Source organism: Williamsia herbipolensis (genome assembly GCF_000964005.1).
In the GTDB taxonomy this organism is placed as follows: Bacteria; Actinomycetota; Actinomycetes; order Mycobacteriales; family Mycobacteriaceae; genus Williamsia_A; species Williamsia_A herbipolensis.
Map to the genome: position 1 here is coordinate 51,148 of NZ_JXYP01000003.1, position 18,033 is coordinate 69,180.

Annotated in this window: 18 protein-coding genes; 7 read left to right on the forward strand and 11 right to left on the reverse strand. The window is 69.5% G+C overall.

Translation table 11 applies throughout. From position 1 onward, the window contains the following. Window positions 1-26: 26 nt before the first annotated feature. Window positions 27-281 carry a hypothetical protein gene (locus TU34_RS00835; RefSeq protein ID WP_045820944.1) on the reverse strand — a complete coding sequence of 85 codons (255 nt, stop codon included), beginning with the start codon at window positions 279-281 and terminating at the stop codon, window positions 27-29. A 150-nt stretch (window positions 282-431) separates the two neighbouring features. Between TU34_RS00835 and TU34_RS00840 the strand changes: the two genes are divergently transcribed. Beyond that, on the forward strand, window positions 432-983 hold the full coding sequence (locus tag TU34_RS00840) for a dihydrofolate reductase family protein (protein ID WP_045820996.1): 552 nt from the start codon (window positions 432-434) through the stop codon (window positions 981-983). Between the two features lie 9 nt (window positions 984-992). On the opposite strand, the gene TU34_RS00845 is transcribed toward TU34_RS00840, so the two are convergent. Further along, on the reverse strand, window positions 993-1,868 hold the full coding sequence (locus TU34_RS00845) for an SMP-30/gluconolactonase/LRE family protein (protein ID WP_045820997.1): 876 nt from the start codon (window positions 1,866-1,868) through the stop codon (window positions 993-995). Between the two features lie 11 nt (window positions 1,869-1,879). Beyond that, a complete protein-coding gene (locus TU34_RS00850) occupies window positions 1,880-2,545 on the reverse strand; it encodes a TetR/AcrR family transcriptional regulator (protein WP_045820945.1) in 666 nt (221 codons plus the stop codon). A gap of 46 nt (window positions 2,546-2,591) precedes the next feature. Here TU34_RS00850 and TU34_RS00855 point away from each other — a divergent pair, with 46 nt between their 5' ends. After that, window positions 2,592-5,000: an acetyl-CoA acetyltransferase gene (locus TU34_RS00855; RefSeq protein WP_045820946.1), complete on the forward strand. Its 2,409-nt coding sequence runs from the start codon at window positions 2,592-2,594 to the stop codon at window positions 4,998-5,000. A gap of 4 nt (window positions 5,001-5,004) precedes the next feature. Here the strand turns inward: TU34_RS00855 and TU34_RS00860 are convergent, their stop codons facing one another. Beyond that, the gene (locus TU34_RS00860) at window positions 5,005-5,502 is read right to left on the reverse strand and encodes a hypothetical protein (RefSeq protein ID WP_045820947.1); all 498 of its coding nucleotides are present in this window, start codon (window positions 5,500-5,502) and stop codon (window positions 5,005-5,007) included. Between the two features lie 233 nt (window positions 5,503-5,735). Between TU34_RS00860 and TU34_RS23795 the strand changes: the two genes are divergently transcribed. Further along, window positions 5,736-5,900, forward strand: a complete 165-nt coding sequence (locus tag TU34_RS23795; protein WP_160298489.1) for a hypothetical protein — start codon at window positions 5,736-5,738, stop codon at window positions 5,898-5,900. A 59-nt stretch (window positions 5,901-5,959) separates the two neighbouring features. On the opposite strand, the gene TU34_RS00865 is transcribed toward TU34_RS23795, so the two are convergent. Both TU34_RS00865 and lysX read right to left on the reverse strand, forming a co-directional pair. After that, window positions 5,960-6,862, reverse strand: a complete 903-nt coding sequence (locus TU34_RS00865; RefSeq protein WP_045820948.1) for an alpha/beta fold hydrolase — start codon at window positions 6,860-6,862, stop codon at window positions 5,960-5,962. Then, on the reverse strand, window positions 6,859-10,248 hold the full coding sequence (lysX, locus tag TU34_RS00870; protein ID WP_045820949.1) for a bifunctional lysylphosphatidylglycerol synthetase/lysine--tRNA ligase LysX: 3,390 nt from the start codon (window positions 10,246-10,248) through the stop codon (window positions 6,859-6,861). The genes TU34_RS00865 and lysX overlap by 4 nt, the downstream gene beginning before the upstream one ends. Before the next feature lie 144 nt (window positions 10,249-10,392). On the opposite strand from lysX, the gene TU34_RS00875 reads away from it, so the two are divergent. The 3 genes from TU34_RS00875 (at window position 10,393) to TU34_RS00885 (ending at window position 12,773) form a co-directional block, all read left to right on the forward strand. After that, window positions 10,393-10,623 carry an RNA-binding S4 domain-containing protein gene (locus TU34_RS00875; protein WP_045820998.1) on the forward strand — a complete coding sequence of 77 codons (231 nt, stop codon included), beginning with the start codon at window positions 10,393-10,395 and terminating at the stop codon, window positions 10,621-10,623. Between the two features lie 27 nt (window positions 10,624-10,650). Continuing rightward, window positions 10,651-11,127 carry a ribonuclease E activity regulator RraA gene (gene rraA, locus TU34_RS00880; protein WP_045820950.1) on the forward strand — a complete coding sequence of 159 codons (477 nt, stop codon included), beginning with the start codon at window positions 10,651-10,653 and terminating at the stop codon, window positions 11,125-11,127. Between the two features lie 92 nt (window positions 11,128-11,219). Continuing rightward, complete coding sequence (locus TU34_RS00885; RefSeq protein WP_045820951.1) at window positions 11,220-12,773, forward strand: succinic semialdehyde dehydrogenase; 1,554 nt, start codon at window positions 11,220-11,222, stop codon at window positions 12,771-12,773. A 24-nt stretch (window positions 12,774-12,797) separates the two neighbouring features. On the opposite strand, the gene TU34_RS24055 is transcribed toward TU34_RS00885, so the two are convergent. The 5 genes from TU34_RS24055 to TU34_RS00910 form a co-directional block, all read right to left on the reverse strand. Beyond that, window positions 12,798-13,283, reverse strand: coding sequence for a hypothetical protein (locus TU34_RS24055; protein ID WP_045820952.1), 486 nt, complete (start codon window positions 13,281-13,283; stop codon window positions 12,798-12,800). Window positions 13,284-13,446: 163 nt separating this feature from the next. After that, on the reverse strand, window positions 13,447-13,977 hold the full coding sequence (locus tag TU34_RS00895) for a copper resistance CopC family protein (RefSeq protein WP_045820953.1): 531 nt from the start codon (window positions 13,975-13,977) through the stop codon (window positions 13,447-13,449). After that, window positions 13,974-14,678 (reverse strand): YcnI family protein, encoded by a 705-nt coding sequence (locus TU34_RS00900; RefSeq protein WP_082079722.1) that lies wholly within the window; start codon window positions 14,676-14,678, stop codon window positions 13,974-13,976. The genes TU34_RS00895 and TU34_RS00900 overlap by 4 nt, the downstream gene beginning before the upstream one ends. Before the next feature lie 92 nt (window positions 14,679-14,770). After that, window positions 14,771-15,445: a hypothetical protein gene (locus TU34_RS22130; protein ID WP_052688563.1), complete on the reverse strand. Its 675-nt coding sequence runs from the start codon at window positions 15,443-15,445 to the stop codon at window positions 14,771-14,773. 17 nt (window positions 15,446-15,462) lie between these two features. Next, a complete protein-coding gene (locus tag TU34_RS00910) occupies window positions 15,463-16,158 on the reverse strand; it encodes a DUF6474 family protein (protein WP_045820954.1) in 696 nt (231 codons plus the stop codon). 147 nt (window positions 16,159-16,305) lie between these two features. Between TU34_RS00910 and TU34_RS00915 the strand changes: the two genes are divergently transcribed. Beyond that, window positions 16,306-18,030: a TM0106 family RecB-like putative nuclease gene (locus tag TU34_RS00915; RefSeq protein WP_045820955.1), complete on the forward strand. Its 1,725-nt coding sequence runs from the start codon at window positions 16,306-16,308 to the stop codon at window positions 18,028-18,030. Window positions 18,031-18,033 lie beyond the last annotated feature (3 nt).

Genomic DNA, 18,033 nt, shown 5'->3' on the forward strand with positions numbered 1-18,033 from the left:
CGTTGTGCGTTCTGAGTGATCCGCGCTCACGACCTGCGAGGCAACAGCTTTCGTAGGAGTACGTTCGCCGTCAGCATCACGACGAGGATCCCAGTGCCCTGCACCCACCAGGTCCACCACGGCGCCACGCCGGTCACGCTGATGATCGCCGACGCCACGATCAGCGCGGGGAACAGCAGCGGCAGTATCCACCCGCGCCACCCGCGGGAGCTGTACCAGAGCCCGTTGTCGGGTAGGGGTTCGTGGACCTGGTCGACCGGCCGCATCGGTTCGATGTCCATGTCTCCCGTTCGTCTCGTCGAGTCTCGGAATCGACGGTAGTCCGCGGTCCGATGAGTTCTGTCCGGTTGGGGAGTCGGTACTCCCCGACAGCGAAAGATCGCGCCGGTCGCGCCTCGTGCCGAGCGGCGGCACCACCGAGAGGAATGGACGTGCGAGACCTCGTCATCACCCAGAACATCACCGTCGACGGCGTCGTCGAGGCCACCGACGACTGGTTCACCAACGCCGGATCCGATCCCGCAGCCGATGCAGTTCTGGCCCGTCAGCGCGACGCCTCCGACGGGTTCCTCGTCGGCCGCGATACCTTCGTCGGGATGCGGGACTACTGGGGTCCGCGCGCCGACGACACGACGGGTGTGACCGCACACCTGAACCAGGTCGCGAAGTACGTCGTGTCGTCGACGATCACCGAGCCGGGGTGGGCGAACACCGAGGTGCTCTCGGGGGATCTGCGCAGCGGAGTCGAGGAGATCAAGCAGCGGGCGGGTGGCGACATCGTGTGCACCGGGAGCATCGGCCTCTGTCACGCGTTGATCGCACTCGGGCTGGTCGACGAGTTCCGGCTGTTCGTCTACCCGTTCGTCCGGGGTCGAGGTCGCCGACTCTTCGAGGACGCGCCGCCCGTGCCTCTCGCGCTGGAGGAGTCGACAGCGTTCCCGTCGGGGATCACGATGACGCGATACCGGCCGCGGCCGGTCTGACCGCGGCGGTCACGAGGGCAGCTGCACCGCCAAGAGCTTGCCGTCGGTGGCGACCTTGCGGGCGTGTTCGTCGAAATCGGGAGCGGCACAGACGAACAAGGTGCGACCGTCCGTTCCTCCGAGGCCGCAGGCGAACACACCGCTGTCGAAGTCGTACTGGTCGATGACGCCGCGGCCCTCGGCCACGCGGGCGACGCGCCCGCCGAGCGCATCGGCGACCAGAAGTGTGCCGTCGGTGTCGAGGCAGCATCCGTCGGGTGCGAGGACGATCTGGCCCATCGCCGCGGCGATGTCGTCCATGTCGGGGAGATCACCGAACACCGCCCAGTCACGGCGCTCGCCGAGCGATCCGTCGTCGGCGATGTCGAAGGCGCTGACCCGGTTGGCGATGGTCTCGTCGACCAGCAGCCGCCCGTCGTCGGCGAGCGCCATCCCGTTCGGGAAATACAGGTCGTCGGCGACGACACGCGCCGAACCGTCGGGTTCGACGAGGACGAGGTGCGTGGATGCGGGCGTCCCGCCGTTCATGAGGTCGAAGCCGAAATTGCCGACGTAGGCGCGGCCGCTCGCGTCGACGAGCATGTCGTTCAGATTCTCCGACACCAGCTCGGAGAGGTCGGCGTGCACGACGAGTTCACCATCGGGTTCGCGCCGGAGGATCGTCTGATCGCGCATCGACACCACCAACAGCCGCCCGTCGGGGAGCCACCCCAGCCCGGACGGCTGGTTCGGGACCTGCGCCTCCACGCGCACGTCGGAGCCGTCGGCGTTCGCCGAGATCACCTGGTGGGTGTAGAAATCCGACACCCATACGCGATCGTCGTGCCAGCGCGGGCACTCGAAGTAGGTGTAGTTCTCGAGGATCACGGTTGCGTCGGTGGTCATACCCGATCCGATCACGGGGACGGCACGGCGTGTGGCGGAATCGCGCCCACGATCGGCGCGACGGTGCGCCGGGCGAAAGCCCGGACCGCTGCTGGATCGGTGAGATCGACCGCGAGCCCCGGCGTCATCAGATACGACAGCCCCAGGTGTACGAGCGCGTCTGCCTGTTCGTCGGGATCGCCGACCGTGATCGAACCGTCCCGGTGCGCTCGGCGAAGATTCGCCGCGACGGCCGACCATGCGAGTCGCAGCGGCGACGGGTCCCCGCCCGACAGGGCGGCGAGCAGCTCGCCCCGGCGTCCACGGTCGGCGAGAAGCGGGTCGTCGTCGAGCGCCAGACAGATCGCGAACCCTTCCACCACCTGGTCGACGGGATCGGTCACCGCGGCGAACCGGTCGACCATCGTGCCGACGACCTGACCGACGAACCGTACGAGTGCGGCCTCGAAGACGTGGTCGCGACTGTCGAACCGGCGGAACACCGTGGCACGACCCACGCCAGCCTCGCGGGCGATCTCCTCGACCGTCGCCTCCCGCGTGCTGCGGCGGCCGAGCACTGCCAGCGCGGCGTCGAGGATGCGGTCGTCGGTGGTGTCGGACGTGGGCAACGCGGGTCCGAAGGCCTGTGTCACGGCGCGAGCGAAGAGATCTCCCAGTGGTGCACCCGGTCGCGTCATGGCTGCGATGATCGCATGCGCCGAGGCCGTGTGAGACTATTCAGTCATGAGTAGTCTCACCGATCTGGATCCATCCACGCCGGTCATCGTGGGGGTGGGTCAGGTTTCCGAGCGGCTCGGCGAGCCCGAATACCGCGCTCGATCCGAAGCCGACCTCGCCGCGGACTCGGTCCGCGCAGCGTTCGACGACACCGGTTGCGCGCGGGACGAGGTGGCGAGCGCCATCGACACCCTCGGAGCCATCCGATCGTTCGAGGTGTCGAGCCCGCTGTCGTCATCGCAGCTGGGACGTCCGGCGAACATGCCGGGCGCCATCGCGCGACGGGTGGGTGTCGATGCCCGACGACTCATCGCCGAGGTGGTCGGCGGGCAGAGTCCGCAGCACCTGCTCACCGAACTCGCCGGCGCGATCGCGGCAGGGGAGACCGAGGCCGCGGTGATCGTGGGGGCCGAGGTCATATCCACGGTCCGTGCGATCACCTCCGACCCCGAGGCGACCCGGCCCGATTGGAACGAGCCCGACGACGCGGCGGCCGATGCGCGCCTCGAGGACCGAGGATTCGGACTCCGCGGCATCACCACCGTCGCCGAGGTCCGCCACGGACTGATGGTGCCCGTGCTGCAGTACTCGGTGATCGAGAACGCGCGTCGTGCGCGGCTCGGTACCGATCGCGCAACCTACACACGATCGATGGCCGAGCTGTTCGCGCCGATGACCACTGTCGCGGCGAAGAATCCGCACGCGGCGTCACCGGTCGAACGCACTGCCGAGGAGATCGCGTCGGTGGACGATTCCAACCGGCAGGTCACCGATCCGTTCCCGCGTCTGATGATCGCGCGCGATCAGGTGAACCAGGCCGCGGCTGTCGTCCTGATGTCGGTGAGTCGCGCCCGCGAGCTCGGGATCCCCTCCGACCGCTGGGTCTTCCTCCACGGGCATGCCGACCTCCGCGAGAAGCGCCTGCTCGACCGGCCCGACATCGGTTCCGCACCGGCGGCTGCGGCGTCGGTCTCCTCCGCGCTCGAGGTGGCGGGAATCGGTCTCGACGACGTGGCCGCCATGGATCTCTACAGCTGCTTCCCCGTCGCGGTGTCGGCGGTGTGCGACGGCCTCGGTCTCGCACCGGATGACCCGCGCGGGCTCACCGTGACCGGCGGGTTGCCCTACTTCGGCGGGCCCGGCAACAACTATTCGATGCACGCGATCGTCGAGGTCGTCGATCGTGTGCGCGCCGAGCCCGGCTCCTACGGGCTCGTCGGTGCCAACGGTGGTGTGCTGAGCAAGTATTCGACTGGCATCTATTCGACCACCCCGGCGCCGTGGGCGGCGTCTCACAGCGCGCGAGTCCAGGCACGCCTCGATGCCGTCGCCGATGTCGCGATCGTCGATCGTGCCGACGGGCCCGCGGTCATCGAGACGTTCACGGTGTCCTACGGCAAGCGAGGGCCGACGTCGGCGATCGTGATCGGTCGGCTGCTCGGCGCCGACGGCGGGCAGGGCGCGCGCTTCATCTCGACCGTGCACCGGTCCGACGAGGCGATGATGGCGCACCTGACCGACACCGATCAGCCGATCGGGACGCCGGTGGTCGCACGGTCGTTCGCCGACGGCAATCGGGCGAGTCTCGATGTCGCAACCATGGATGCGTTGAATCCCGTTCGCGCGGCAGGCTTTCGGGACGATTACAGCGGTGTTCTCGTCCGGCGTGACGGGCACCTGCTCGAGGTCACGATCAATCGGCCGCAGGCGCGCAATGCCCTCGATGCCGCGACGAACGCCGAGCTCGACGAGATCTTCGACGCCTATCTCGCCGATCCCGATCTGTGGGTCGCGATCCTGACCGGTGCCGGCGACAAGGCGTTCTCGTCGGGCAACGATCTCGCGGCGACGGCGTCGGGCGCGATGTTCTCGGTTCCCAAGAACGGGTTCGCCGGGCTGACCAGCCGCCCCGATCTCACCAAGCCCGTGATCGCGGCGGTCAATGGCCACGCGCTCGGCGGCGGGTTCGAGATCGCGCTCGCCTGCCACATGATCGTGGCCGACGAGCGCGCGACGTTCTCGTTGCCCGAGGTGAAGGTCGGACTCGCGGCGCTGGCCGGCGGGCTGGTGCGACTGCCCCGTCTGCTCGGGCGGTCGATCGCCATGGAGATGATCCTGACCGGACGTCGCATGCCCGCCGCCGAGGCCCTCGAGCGCGGCGTGGTCTGCCGCGTCGCACCCGAGGGCACCGTGATGGACGCCGCCCGCGAACTGGCGTCGGAGGTTCTCGCGTCCTCGCCGACGTCGGTGCGCGCCTCACTGATCGGCATCACCGAGACCCAGGGCATCAGCGATCCCGTTGTCGCGGCGGCTCATCCGACGACGGCGATGGACGAACTCATCATCAGCCAGGACACCATCGAAGGCGTCACCGCCTTCGTCGAGAAGCGCGCCCCTGTGTGGCGGGGTCGTTAGGACCCTAGGGCGCGATGTAGTAGTAGCCGGAGCCGTAACCCTGGAAGACCCGTACCGGGCTGTTCGCCGCATACGGCACCAGGCCGAGTTGGACCAGGCCCGACCCGGTTGCGATGTCATGGGTGACCTTCTCGCCGCGCTTGGTACCGAACACGACGGGGAAGAAGTCCTCCCGGTTGAAAGCTATTGCGCTCGTGAAGTTGGTCCCGATCAGGAGCTTGCACTTGGGATTCTTCGCCCAGCCGACGCCGTTGCCGGTGAAACCGAAGGAGGTCAGCGTGACGCGGGTGACTCCACGTTTCGGAGAGCTGAGGCGAACGTTGAAGGCGCCGCGACAGAAGTCGTGGTCGCCGAAGGCCCCGATGTTGTCGCTGTACACCGACAACTTGGGGATGTCCTTCGGTGGTGCGGCAGATGCAGGAGCAGCAGCCAGCGCACCTCCGGTGAGGGCGGCAGCGGTGACCGCGACGGCGGCGACGAGTGAGCGAAAGCGCGTACGCATGGTGATTGGATCTCCCCGAGGATGTGGTCGACGCCCCGTCGGCGTCGAGAACGTCGTCAACCTACCGTACGAACGTTCTGCGTCGGCGTGCTGCCCGGTGGTTATCCACAGGCCGAACGTCAGAGTCGCGCGTGTCTTAGGTCACATTGCGATAGTCACATGAGTAACATCTGTCACACCGGTGCTCGGGTCGACGGGTGTCGGACCTCTCGGAACCAGGGATGTGATCCTTCGTGAAGCTCACCACGAACATTCATCACGGACGTACTGCCCGACCCACCCACATTTTCGCGGGACGCCCCGGCGGCCTGTTCACCCGGCACCGTCTGGCTCGTCGGTGGCCCGAGGACGGCGAGCGGATGGTCACCGCGGCCGACATGCGCGCATTCGGTCTCTGACGCAGCCGCAGGTCGAATCCACTGCCCACTTGCGGTCTTTACGTGCCCAACCGGTGGGTTTACGTGCCCAACTGGCGGGGCGGGGTGGGGAGATGCCCGGCGCGGCGGGCGAGGCGCTCGATGTAGAACGCCGTGTCGGCCGGATGCTGGGCGACGACGAGGTGGTTCGCCGGGCTGATCTCCTCGTACACGCCACCGAGGATCTGCGCGTAACGACGGTGTCGCCACCGCCACCAGCGCAGCCACAGCCCCGCCGCCGGTAGTGCGGCGAGCACGGTCACCGCCGCACGCACCGTTCCGCCGTCGCGCCGGCGCAGGTCGATGAGATCCATGTTGATGGAGGGGAACGCGGCGTTCTCGACGAGGGTGGCCAGCAACATGTCCGATCGGCTGAACACCTGACGGACCCAGAACCGTTGCGCCGCCGTGTAACCGGTCGGAGGGGTGGGGAAGACCGAATCGTGCGCCGCGGCGCCGAGCAGCTGCGGCAGTCGCAGGAGGTCGGCCACGGCCACGGCGCGGTGACAGTTGCGCACGCGCAGAGCAGTCGGCAGCACGCGCCACGGGAACATCACGAACGTGCCGTCGATCATGAGCACACCGGCCGTGCGATCGGGGTGTTCGCGGGCGAACGCCTCGGCGTACATCGACGACATCGAGTGCGCGGCGATCAGCACGGGTTCGTCGATCGCGAGGGCGTCGAGGACGCTCGAGATCCTGCCGACCTCGCCGACCAACGTGGGCCACGTGTCGCGGGGGAGTGCCTCGCTGGCGCCGTACCCGGGCCGGTCGAAACGGATGACCGTGAACGACGGCGACAGCGCGAAGGCGAGCTGATCGAGATCGAACCAGTTGCTGCCCAACGCCGCCAGCAACACCACAGGCGGGCCCGAGCCCTCGATGATCACATGTGTGGAGCGACCATCGATGTCGATCAGCTGCCCGGGCAGCTCCTCGGTCACCGGGGTTTGGCCAACGGGAAGGCGAGGGTCTCGCGGATCGACTTGCCGGTCAGCAGCATCACCACGCGGTCGACGCCGATCCCCAGACCCCCGGTCGGCGGCATCGCGTACTCGAGGGCGTCGAGGAAGTCCTCGTCGACCTCCATGGCCTCACGGTCGCCCCCGGCCGCGCGGTCGGACTGTGCGGTCAGGCGCGCCCGTTGCTCCACGGGGTCGGTGAGTTCGCTGTAGGCCGTACCCAGTTCGACCCCCCAGGCGACGAGATCCCATCGCTGCGCCACCTCGGGGCGGTCGGGATCCGAGCGCGTCAGCGGCGACACCGACGTGGGGAAATCGACGTAGAACGTCGGCATGGTGGTCCGATCCTCGACGAGGTGCTCGTAGAGCTCGAGCACCAGCTGACCCGCATCCCACTCGGGTCGGTGGAGTATCGCCAGACTGTCACAGATCTCGCGCAGCCGAGCCGCATCGGTGTCCGGGGTGACCGGCGCACCCACTGCGTCCGACACCGCGCCGTGCACCGTCCGGATCGGCCAGTCGCCGGAGATGTCGACCGCCGTCATCGCGCCATCGGGGCCGGGCCGCATGGCGACGGCCGCACCGTGGGCCGCGATGGCCGCGGCCTGGATCAGTGAACGGGTCAGATGCAGCATCGTCATGTGGTCGCCGTGCGCGAGATATGCTTCGAGACTGGTGAACTCGGGATTGTGCGTGCTGTCGACGCCCTCGTTGCGGAAGTTGCGACCGATCTCGAAGACCCGCTCGATCCCGCCGACGCACAGTCTCTTCAGGTAGAGCTCCGGCGCGATGCGCAGGTAGAGGTCGAGGTCGTAGGCGTTGATGTGCGTACGGAACGGCTCGGCGTTCGCCCCGCCGTGCACCCGCTGCAGGATGGGTGTCTCCACCTCGAGGAAGCCCTGGGCGACGAGGTGATCACGGATGGCCCGCACGGCCAGGGCCCGCGTGCGCAGAGCGTCGGCCGCCGAGGGGTCGACGGCGAGCTCGACGTGTCGTAGCCGTACCCGGGCTTCGGGGTCGGTGAGGCCACTCCACTTGTCCGGCAACGGGTGCAGGCATTTGCCGAGCATCGTCCAGTCGTCGGCCAGCACCGACTCCTCGCCCGACCGGCTGCGCCCTCGACGTCCACGCACCGACACCAGATCGCCGAGATCGACGAACTCGGCGAATCGGTGGGCGACTCCCGCGTGCTCGCCGGCGTCGAACAGGACCTGCATCGACCCCGACGCATCGCGGACGTCGGCGAAGATCACGCCACCGAGATTGCGGGCCCGCAGGATTCGGCCGGCGATCTCGACCGGCAGACCCGACTCGGCGGCCAGCGCGGCGGCCACGGTGTGACTCGGCGGCCGGGCGGCCGGATAGGCGTCCACGCCGGTCGCGGTGAGAGCGGCGAGCTTGGCCATGCGCACCCGGACCTGCTCGGGTCTGCGCGGTCCCGTCACCGAGGCCTCTGCCGCAGCGTGGATCTCGTCGATGACGGTGTCGATGTCGAGTCCGGCGGGGATTGCGGGGGTCGTGCCCACGTGGCGCCGCGACCCCATCCGGGTCCGGCGAATGTGGGGCATCGTGACGAAACCCTCGGTGACGATCGCGGCGATGCCCGCGCGCAGGATGAACCGCGCGTCCTCGCTGCACAGGAACCGCGGGGCCCACTGCGGCAGGTACTTGGCGTTGGAGCGGTACAGCGATTCCATCTGGACGAACCGGGAGGCGAAGGTGAGCACGCCGTGCGCCCCCTTCATCACCGGTCCGGCACCGATCTCGCCGCCGCGTTCGAACACCGACCGGAACGCCGCGAAGTTCAGCGATATGCGGGTGACGCCGAATTCCCCTGCCCGGAGCGCGAACTCGGTCACCATCGCCTCCACCACGCCGTTCACGGCATCGCGGTCGCGGCGCATCAGGTCGAGGGATGCGCCGGCGCGACCCCACGGCACGAACGACAGCATCCCGACGACCTCAACGGTCGGATCCGTCTCGTCACCGGCGATCACGGCCTCGACGAGCAGGCACCGGTCGTCGTGTCGATCACCGAGTCGACTCAGGGCCATGGCGAAGCCCCGCTCGTCCTCGGTGTCGCGCCACCGGTCGGCGCGGTCGATGACCGCGGCCATCTCGTCCTCGCTGAGGTCGCCGTGGTGCCGGATCCGCACGGTGACACCGGCGCGACGGGTGCGGGTGACGGCCTGTCGCACACCGCGCATGTCGGGGCCGTGGATGCGGTAGGTGCGGGCGTCGACCACCGCCTCGTCGCCGATGTTGAGCGCGGTCATCCCCGCCGCGGCGTAGGCGGTCGCGCCGCGTTCACTGGCGCCCATCGCGGCGGGATGCCAGCCGTATCGGTCGCAGAGGGTGAAGAACTCGGCGATGGCGTCGGGCCAGAACCGCGGATCGCCGATGGGATCGCCCGAGGCCAGCCCGACACCGACCTCGACGCGATAGGTGATGGCGGCGTGGCCGTTCGGCGCGAACACCACCGCCTTGTCCCGGCGGGTGGAGAAGTACGCCAACGAGTCGTCGTCGTTGTAGGCGGTGATCAGCGCGCGGATCAGACGCTCGTCGGGCGGGGTCATCAGCCCCGCGAGCCGCTGCGAGCGGAACAGCACGACGGCGGCGGCGATGAGCGCGAGCGCACCCAGGAGACCGAGGAGTGAGTTGATGACGGTGTAGGTGTGGTTGCCGTCGAAGGTGCGCGTGCCGACCGACGCGAAGGTCACGACCCGGTTGAAAGCGTAGGGCAGGCGCTGCTCGGATTGGAGATCGCGGGGGAACGCCTCGACCAGGCCCCACCCGACCAGGGTCGCGGCCACCAACCCGCCTGCCAACACCGCGAGCGCGGTGAGCAGTGCGCCGCGACGCACCCGTGTGTAGAACTGCCGATACCGCAGGATCAGGTAACCGAGCACGACGATGTCGATGGCGAGGCCGATCGCGACACCCACCCGACCGGCCGTCGACACCTCGTACTCCCGGGCGACGGCGGGGACGAGATAGATGCTGTTGGTGCCGGCGAACAACACGATGTAGCCGACCGTCACCCACCACGCGACGCGCTTGCGTGCCGAGAGTGCGACGGAGAGCAGGACGAGCACGAACGCCCACGCGAAGCTGGTGTCGGGTGCGGAGATGACGTAGGTGTCGATCCAGTCCCGCGGCACCGCGACGATGTGGCGGACGGTGACCGAGATACTGCCGACGACGGCGAAGGCGGCCAGCACGCCGACGACGCGGCCCGCGAACCGCGGTGCCCGTCCACCGTTGCCCGACGGGGTGCGGATGCGCTCGAGGATCCGCGCAGAACGCTCGACCGGATCGCGCCGTTCGACCGGGTCGAGACGCTTCTCGGCGGAAGCGGTGACGGTCATCGCAGGCGATCCCCTCTCCGGCCTCGTGTGCCCTCGACGTCGCGCGTCCCACGGTGTCGGTGTCACAGTGGGGCAGGTGACATGGTGTCACCTGCACACCTGTGTCGTCATCGGGTGTGGGCGACCGGCGGCGAGGAGCGTGACATGGCAGAGGTGTCCGGCGAGGTCGAGATCGCCGACGACTCGATCCGACTGGGCCAGTTCCTCAAACTGGCGAACCTGATCGAGAGCGGCGCGGAGGCGAAGACGGTGATCGCCGACGGTGAGGTGACCGTCAACGGCGAGGTCGAGACGCGACGGGGTCGGCAGCTCGTGGTCGGCGACGTGGTCGCCGCCGGTGGCATCGCCCTGCGCGTGACCGGCCCTGTCACGTGAGCTGATCCGCACCTAAGCTGATCCTCCGTGAGCGAATCGACTTTTCAGGCCACCGCCGACCTCGTCGACGAGATCGGCGCCGACGTCCGCAGCTGCGACACCCAGTTCCGCCAGTTCGGCGGGCGTCGTGAGTTCTCCGGACCGGTCCGCACCGTGCGCTGCCACGAGGACAACGCGCTGCTCAAATCGGTGTTGGGGACGCCCGGTGACGGCGCGGTCCTCGTCGTCGACGGTGGCGCGTCGGTGCACACGGCGCTCGTGGGCGACCTGATCGCCGAGTTGGGTCGCTCGAACGGATGGGCCGGCGTCATCGTGCACGGCGCGATCCGCGACTCCGCCGTCATCGGCGGGATGGATTTCGGGTGCAAGGCGCTGGGTACCAATCCCCGCAAGTCCACCAAGACCGGTGCCGGCGAAGCCGATGTCGACGTCGCCTTCGGTGGCGTCACGTTCCGGGTCGGCGACGTCGTGCACAGCGACGACGACGGCATCGTCGTCGTCTAGCCACATCAGCTCTGGGCGGGACGCGAGCCACCGCCTACACTGACAACATTGTGTGTCAGATCGGCACACCGCTTGCGAGGAGAAGAGCCCCGATGGCGAGACCGGACACCGCGACCTTCGACCGTCTTCGTCGACTGGTCGCCATCGACCAGTACGACGCCCGACCCACGCGGTCAGTACTCGAGGCCTACACCGGCACCGAGATGACCACCATCCCCATCGGCACCGCCGAGGACCTCGAGGTGGCCGTGCGTCGTGCCCGGGCCGCGCAGGCCCGCTGGGCCGCGACGTCGCCGAAGGAGCGCGCCGACCTCCTGCTGCGCTTCGCCGCGCTGGTCTTCGACCGCCGCACCGAGCTGATGGACATGGCCCAGGCCGAGACCGGCAAGGCCCGTTCGTACGCACAGGAAGAGGTCATCGACGTCGCGCTCACCGCGCGGCACTATGCCAAGACCGGCCCGAAGACGTTGGCCGCCAAGAAGGTCAAGGGCATGATCCCCGGCGCCACCGACGTGCGGGTGCGCTATCAGCCGAAGGGCGTCATCGGCGTCATCTCGCCGTGGAACTACCCGGTCACCCTCGCCGCGTCGGACGCCGTCGCCGCGCTCATGGCGGGCAACGGCGTGGTGATCAAGCCCGACAGCCAGACCCCGTACTGCGCGCTCGCGGTCGCCGAACTGCTCTACGCGGCCGGCCTCGAACCCGAACTGTTTGCCGTGGTGCCCGGCCCCGGCGGTGTCGTGGGGCAGGCGCTGGTGAAGACCGCCGACTACCTCATGTTCACCGGTTCCTCGGCCACCGGCGCCACGCTGGCCGAGCAGGCCGGCAGCCGCTTGATCGGCTTCTCCGCCGAACTCGGCGGCAAGAACCCGATGATCGTGACCTCGGGCGCCAACGTCGACAAGGCCGTCGAGGGCGCCGCCCGCGCCTGCTACTCGAACTCCGGCCAGCTGTGCATCTCCATCGAGCGCCTGTACGTCGAGAAGCCGGTGGCCGACGAGTTCACCCGCAAGTTCGCCGCCAAGGTCGCCTCGATGAAGGTGGCGCCGGCCTACGACTTTGACGCCGACATGGGCTCACTCGCCTCGCAGGCCCAGATCGACGTCATCGACGCCCACGTCAAGGACGCGACCGCGAAGGGCGCCACCGTGCTCGCCGGCGGCAAGAAGCTCGACGAATTGGGGCCGTTCTTCTACGCCCCGACCGTGCTCAAGGGCGTCAACGAGCACATGGAGTGCTTCGCGACCGAGACCTTCGGCCCGCTGGTGTCGGTGTACGAGGTCGACTCGGTGGACGAGGCGATCAAGCTCGCCAACGACACCGATTACGGCCTCAACGCCAGCGTCTTCGCCGGTAGCACCGGCCAGGCGCGGGACATCGGCGCTCAGCTGCGCGTCGGCACCGTCAACGTGAACGAGGGATACGCCGCCGCATGGGGCTCCACCGCCGCGCCGATGGGCGGCATGGGGGTCTCCGGTGTCGGGCGTCGCCACGGCACCGAGGGGCTGCTCAAGTACACCGAGCCGCAAACCATCGCCACCCAACGCGTGATCGGCATCGACGGCATCCGCGGTGTCCCGCGCAAGCTGTTCCTCAAGGTGGTGCCGACCTCGATGAAGCTGCTGAGGTTCCTGCCCGGTCGCTGACCCGACCGTGTGAGTCGTCCCCGCTCAGCCGCTGCGGCGTCGGCGACGCCGGCGCCGCAGGGCCACGGCGACACCGACCACACCCACCGCGACCACATACGGCACGGGGTTGATCGGATCCTGTGTCGACAGCGCGGTCGGTGCGGTACGCCGCAGCTGCGTGAAGCGAGCGGTCTCGTCTCCCGCGTCGGGCGTCGGCACAGCGGGCGCCGGCACCGCAGGCGGTGGTGTCTGCTCGGGCGTCGCGACCGGTGGGGTCGGCGGGGTGTCGTGTGGCGATGACTTCGGCGGCGCTTTCTTGGCCGGTGTCCGGCTTCCGGGCGACGTCGACGCGCGTTTCGCCGGGGCCTTCTTGGCGGGGGCTTTCTTCGCCGCCGCTTTCTTCGCGGGCGCCTTCTTGGCCGCCACCTTCTTGGCCGGGGCTTTTTTCGCCGGGGCCTTCTTGGCAGGTGTCTTCTTCGCCGGCGTCTTCTCGGGTTCGTCGGGGGTGCCGGCGGCCGGTTCGGTCATCGTCGAATGCTCCCTGCTACGCGATGGTGTGGGTGGGGGTGCCTCACGTTGGTGATCATCATGCCGAAATGGACGGGTGCGGCGCGCGTCCTTGGTGACCCTCACAACCGACGATGCGGTGCGCCGGGTTCCGACGCACCGCATCTGTTGTCACAACTGTCGGTCAGGTACGCGCGCGTCGTCGCACCACGAACGTCGTGGCGACGCCGACGACCACCACCACGACGACCACGTAGACCCACACCGGGATCCCCGAGTCGTCGGAGGAATCCGAACCGTCCGCCGAGGGACCGGGCGTACCGGTACCCGCGGTGGTCAGCGTGAACGGCACCTGCCCCGAGACGGGGTGACCGTCGGCCGAGGTGACGCGATAGTTGATGCGGTACTCACCCGCAGGACCCAGTGGGCGCAGAGCGATGCTGATCCGCTGCCCGACGACCTGCGCATCACCCTGCTGCCAGAAGTTCTGGTCGGGTCCCACCACGGTCAGGGTGTCGTAGGAGTCCTGCAGCGCCTCGTTGAAGGTGAGCGTCACGCGTTGCGGGCCCGCCGACACCGACGCACCGCGCGCCGGGTCCGAGGACACCAGCGAGGAGTGCGCCGAGGCCGGCCCGGCGAACGCGATCGACGCCAGCACGACGAGGAACGCGGCGAGCGCGCCCCCGACGAGCCGCCGCGCGACGGACGAGGTCATGCCCGTCGCCGGAACGCGACACCGGCAGCGGCGAGACCGATCACGCCCACGACCAGGCCCGCGCCGCCGAGCCAGCGCGCGGTGGTGTCGGTGTCCGAGCACTCCTCGGCACCGGCAGCGGTGCCCGACCCGTGGTGGTCGTCGGACTTCGCCGCCAACTCGATCTCGGGTGCGGGATGTTCGGGCTCGGAGCCGTCGGCGTTGGGGGCCTGGTTCCAGTCGACCCGCTCACCGTCGGAATAGGTCTGCACCGCGGGGAACGTGACCGACTCCTTCTCGGGCAGCGGACCGGCGCTGAGCACGAACCGCTGGAACTGCCCGGGCGCCACACCGGTCGCCCCGGGGGTGGTGGTCCACGTGACCGAGGTGGCCTCGTCGGTGGTGGGGTCCTTGGTCACCGCGGCCTGCCATCCCGGGATCGCCTCCGGTCGAGCCGATTTCAGGTTCGGGAGGGTGATGGTCAGGCTGGTCGTGGTGGTGTTCGTGTCGGTCTCGTTCGGCACGTTGAACGTGATGACGCCGTAGCCGCCCTGCGCGAGACCGGGGGAGGTGGCGGTCACGTGCGCAGAAGCGGCGGCCGGTGCGAGCGCCGCACCCAGACCGAGGGTGGCGACGGTCGCGACGAGGGCGACCGGGACTCGACCGCGAAAACGAGATCCGGGCCGGCGAGATCGAGGCCGGGAGATGTGATGAATGGTCATGACTGAGATGGATCCTCACTGAGAAGAGATGTGGGTGTGCCGCCTGCGACGGCTCTCATGCCGGCAGGCGGTGCGATGCCCTGTGGGCGGTGTCAGGCGAACGTGCCGACGACCGGAGGGCCGCGTGTCCCGGCGCCCGCGGCGCGATCGATGCGGCGGGCGATGACGAGCAGCGTGACCGTGACGACGGTCGAGACGCTCTGCGCGAGTGCGGTGATGGGTGTCGTGAGGGCTGCGACGACGACGGTCGCCATCCCGGACACGGCGCCGGCGAGGGCGACGAGCACGACGCACAGGGGGATGGCCACCAGGTGCGTCAGCAGCATGAGCAGGCCGTCGGCCGACCCGGGGTGGGCGAGTACCGCGAGATGATCGAGCAGCATCGACGATCCGCCGCCGGCGGAACCGTGTGTCGCGTGACCGGCGCCGCCCATCATCTCGCCGGACGGCATCACGTGGTGATGCCCCGGGGAGTCGGGCGGGGACGCCATACCCGAGGACATCGCGCCGGAGTGCGACATCCCCATCGAGAGGGCGAGGTGGGCGACCGCCTGACCGGCGGAGAGGACCAGGAGCAGCCCGAGACGACCGCAGTGCGGTCCGGCGAAGATGCCGGCGACGACACCGACGAGCAGCGCGGCACCGACACCCAGCGGGCCGGGGGCGGAACCGGAGGCGATCGCGTGCGCGGCGACGGCGAGTGCGGGGATCAGCGCCGCGACCGCGGCCCCCCGGACCGACACGACGCCGGCGACACGAGCGCTCACGGCGCGGCGATCACCGCTCAGGGACGCACCCCGAGGCGGGCCAGAAGATCGGCGTTGATGGCGGTCAGTTCGGTCGAGATCGCCTTGTGTGCGGCACGACGGCGCGGGGCCGGCATGTGCTCGGCCGCCTCGGTCGCCGCGGTCAGGTCGGTGAGCCGCGACTGCATCGTCGAGACGAAGGTCTTCGTCTCCGCGTCGTTGTCACGCGTCCCCGCGAGTGTCGACAGCGACCGGTTGGCCCCGGCGATCTGCGCCGACAGTGCGGCACCGTGGCCGCTGTACTGGTTGATCTCGTCGACGGGGACGCCGACGCGCTCGGCCTGGTAGCGGGTGAGCTGCTCGCGGGCGAGCACCGATCCGCGGTAGGCCAGCGGCACCACGATGGGGGAGGCGACCTTCGCGATCGACAGGTAGCGCTTGACCTTGCGCGGGGTCAGCGAGGTACCCGCGGCGGCGGCGTCGGCCTTCGCCTTGGCCACCTTCACGCTCGCCTTGTTCGTGTCGGTGATGGCCTTCACCACGGCCTTGTCGGACTTGCGCTGGGCGCGCAGCGTCTTCTTGGTGAGCTTCGCCTCCTGGCGCCTGCGCGCCTTGCGATCCCGGTCCACTCCGCGTGAATCGAGGCGTGCCTCCAACTTCGCCTTGGCCTTGAGGGCCTTGGCCTGGGCTTTCCTCTGCGCGCGCGTGCTGCGTCTCGAGGTGAACAGACCCATGAATCGGATCCTCCCGGTTGAAGAAATGTCTCGGCACTACGGTAGAAGAACAGCCACACCAGCATCGCACAGCCGACGGGCGGTGCCCTCGCGCGGGCGAGGAAGCCGGCGGGTGACTCCGGGGGCATGCGAAAGGGATGGGTGCGGATGGACGACAGGGTGGCCGTGCGACGTGCCCGTCGACTCCTCTCGGCACGTGATCTCAGCGGCTGTGACCATCGCCTCGCGCTGGACTCGGGCGTGGTACCCGACACGCTTGCCTCTGCTGAGTCCTCGCCGGAGAAGGGTGTCGTCGCACTCACCGCCGAACCGTCGGCGGAGGATCCGTCGGTCACCCGCCGCAAGGAGGCCGCCACCGCTCACCGCGAGACGGTCGCCGAGATGCTCGAGGGGCTGCACAGCGATCAACCCGGCGCGGTGGTGCGCGTCGCGGGCTCCAATGGTGGTGACCGCGTGGCGGCGACGATGGCGGCCTGCGCCGCCGACGTCGCGTGGATCTGGAACGCGTCGCTGCCCGCCGATCCCGACGCGGGGATCCGCGGGGGATCCGAGCTCCTCGTGCGCGTCGCCGACGGCTACGTGCCCGTGATCGTGGTCAACCACCGCGTCACCGTGCCCGCACCGCCCGCCAAGAAGGCGGCTCCGGGCTCGGGCGACACCCCGGCGGCACCTCCGGTGACCAGCCCGCTCTGGTCGTGGTCGCCCACCCCCGACCCGACCCGCGCGGTTCGTCGCCATCGCCGTGACCTGCTGCGCCTGGCGCACCTGACCCGACTGCTCGCCCACGCCGGCGTCGGGTCGACGACCGGGCTCGGCGGTTCGATCGGACTCGACGCCGACTGCATCGTCGTCCACGACCTCACCGAGACCCTCGCGGGCTACGACGACCTGCTCACCCGCCGCGGGGCCATCGCCGCGGGGGAGTTGACGACCGGGCCGAGCCGCGTCGGTGAGTGCCGCACGTGCCCGTGGTGGGTGCGGTGCGAACCCGAGCTGACCGCCACCCGCGACGTGAGTCTCGTGGTCAACGGATCGCAGGTCGACGCGTTGCGGACCGTCGGAGTGCTGACCATCGACGATCTCGCCGCGTTCGACGGTCCGGTGCCGTCGGACTGGCCCGGTCGGGCCGACCTCGCCGATGCAGTGACCTCTGCGCGGGCCTGGTTGGCCGGGGTACCGCTGATCCGCCGCATCGAGGAGCCCGTCGTCGCGCGCGCCGACGTGGAGGTCGATGTCGACATGGAGTCGTACGGCGAGGACGGCGCCTACCTGTGGGGCACCCTGCTGACCGATCGCACCGACCCCGCGCGCGAGGTGCTCTACCGCCCGTTCGTGACCTGGGACCCGCTGCCCACCGACGACGAGGCCCGGTCGTTCGCGGAGTTCTGGGCGTGGCTGATGGACGAGCGTGCCGCCGCGCACGAGGCCGGTCACACCTTCGCCGCCTATTGCTATTCACAAGCCGCCGAGAACCGGTGGCTGCTGGGTTCGGCCCGGCGGTTCGCGGGCCGTCCCGGCGTTCCCGCGATCGGGGAGATCGAGCAGTTCATCGGTTCCCCGGAGTGGGTCGATGTCTACGAGGCCGTCGGCACGAACTTCGTGTGCCCCCACGGCAAGGGACTGAAGAAGATCGCCCCGGTGGCGGGCTTCTCGTGGCGCGACCCCGAGGCCGGGGGCGAGGCGTCGATGGACTGGTACCGCGTCGCGGTGGGGCGTGACGACCCCGCCGGTCCCGATCCCACCGACTCCGCGGAGGGGCAGCGGGCACGACTCCTGCGCTACAACGAGGACGACGTGTGGGCCACCAAGGTGCTCCGGGAGTGGATCGACACCGCCGCGAAGGACGCGATCCCGCACCGGTCGGCCCTCTAGCCG

Coding starts and splice junctions, on each gene's coding strand:
- TU34_RS00835 (WP_045820944.1), bottom strand. CDS start 281: ATGGACATCGAACCGATGCGGCCGGTCGACCAGGTCCACGAACCCCTA.
- TU34_RS00845 (WP_045820997.1), bottom strand. CDS start 1,868: ATGACCACCGACGCAACCGTGATCCTCGAGAACTACACCTACTTCGAG.
- TU34_RS00850 (WP_045820945.1), bottom strand. CDS start 2,545: ATGACGCGACCGGGTGCACCACTGGGAGATCTCTTCGCTCGCGCCGTG.
- TU34_RS00855 (WP_045820946.1), top strand. CDS start 2,592: ATGAGTAGTCTCACCGATCTGGATCCATCCACGCCGGTCATCGTGGGG.
- TU34_RS00860 (WP_045820947.1), bottom strand. CDS start 5,502: ATGCGTACGCGCTTTCGCTCACTCGTCGCCGCCGTCGCGGTCACCGCT.
- lysX (WP_045820949.1), bottom strand. CDS start 10,248: ATGACCGTCACCGCTTCCGCCGAGAAGCGTCTCGACCCGGTCGAACGG.
- TU34_RS00875 (WP_045820998.1), top strand. CDS start 10,393: ATGGCAGAGGTGTCCGGCGAGGTCGAGATCGCCGACGACTCGATCCGA.
- TU34_RS00885 (WP_045820951.1), top strand. CDS start 11,220: ATGGCGAGACCGGACACCGCGACCTTCGACCGTCTTCGTCGACTGGTC.
- TU34_RS24055 (WP_045820952.1), bottom strand. CDS start 13,283: ATGACCGAACCGGCCGCCGGCACCCCCGACGAACCCGAGAAGACGCCG.
- TU34_RS00895 (WP_045820953.1), bottom strand. CDS start 13,977: ATGACCTCGTCCGTCGCGCGGCGGCTCGTCGGGGGCGCGCTCGCCGCG.
- TU34_RS00900 (WP_082079722.1), bottom strand. CDS start 14,678: ATGACCATTCATCACATCTCCCGGCCTCGATCTCGCCGGCCCGGATCT.
- TU34_RS00910 (WP_045820954.1), bottom strand. CDS start 16,158: ATGGGTCTGTTCACCTCGAGACGCAGCACGCGCGCGCAGAGGAAAGCC.
- TU34_RS00915 (WP_045820955.1), top strand. CDS start 16,306: ATGGACGACAGGGTGGCCGTGCGACGTGCCCGTCGACTCCTCTCGGCA.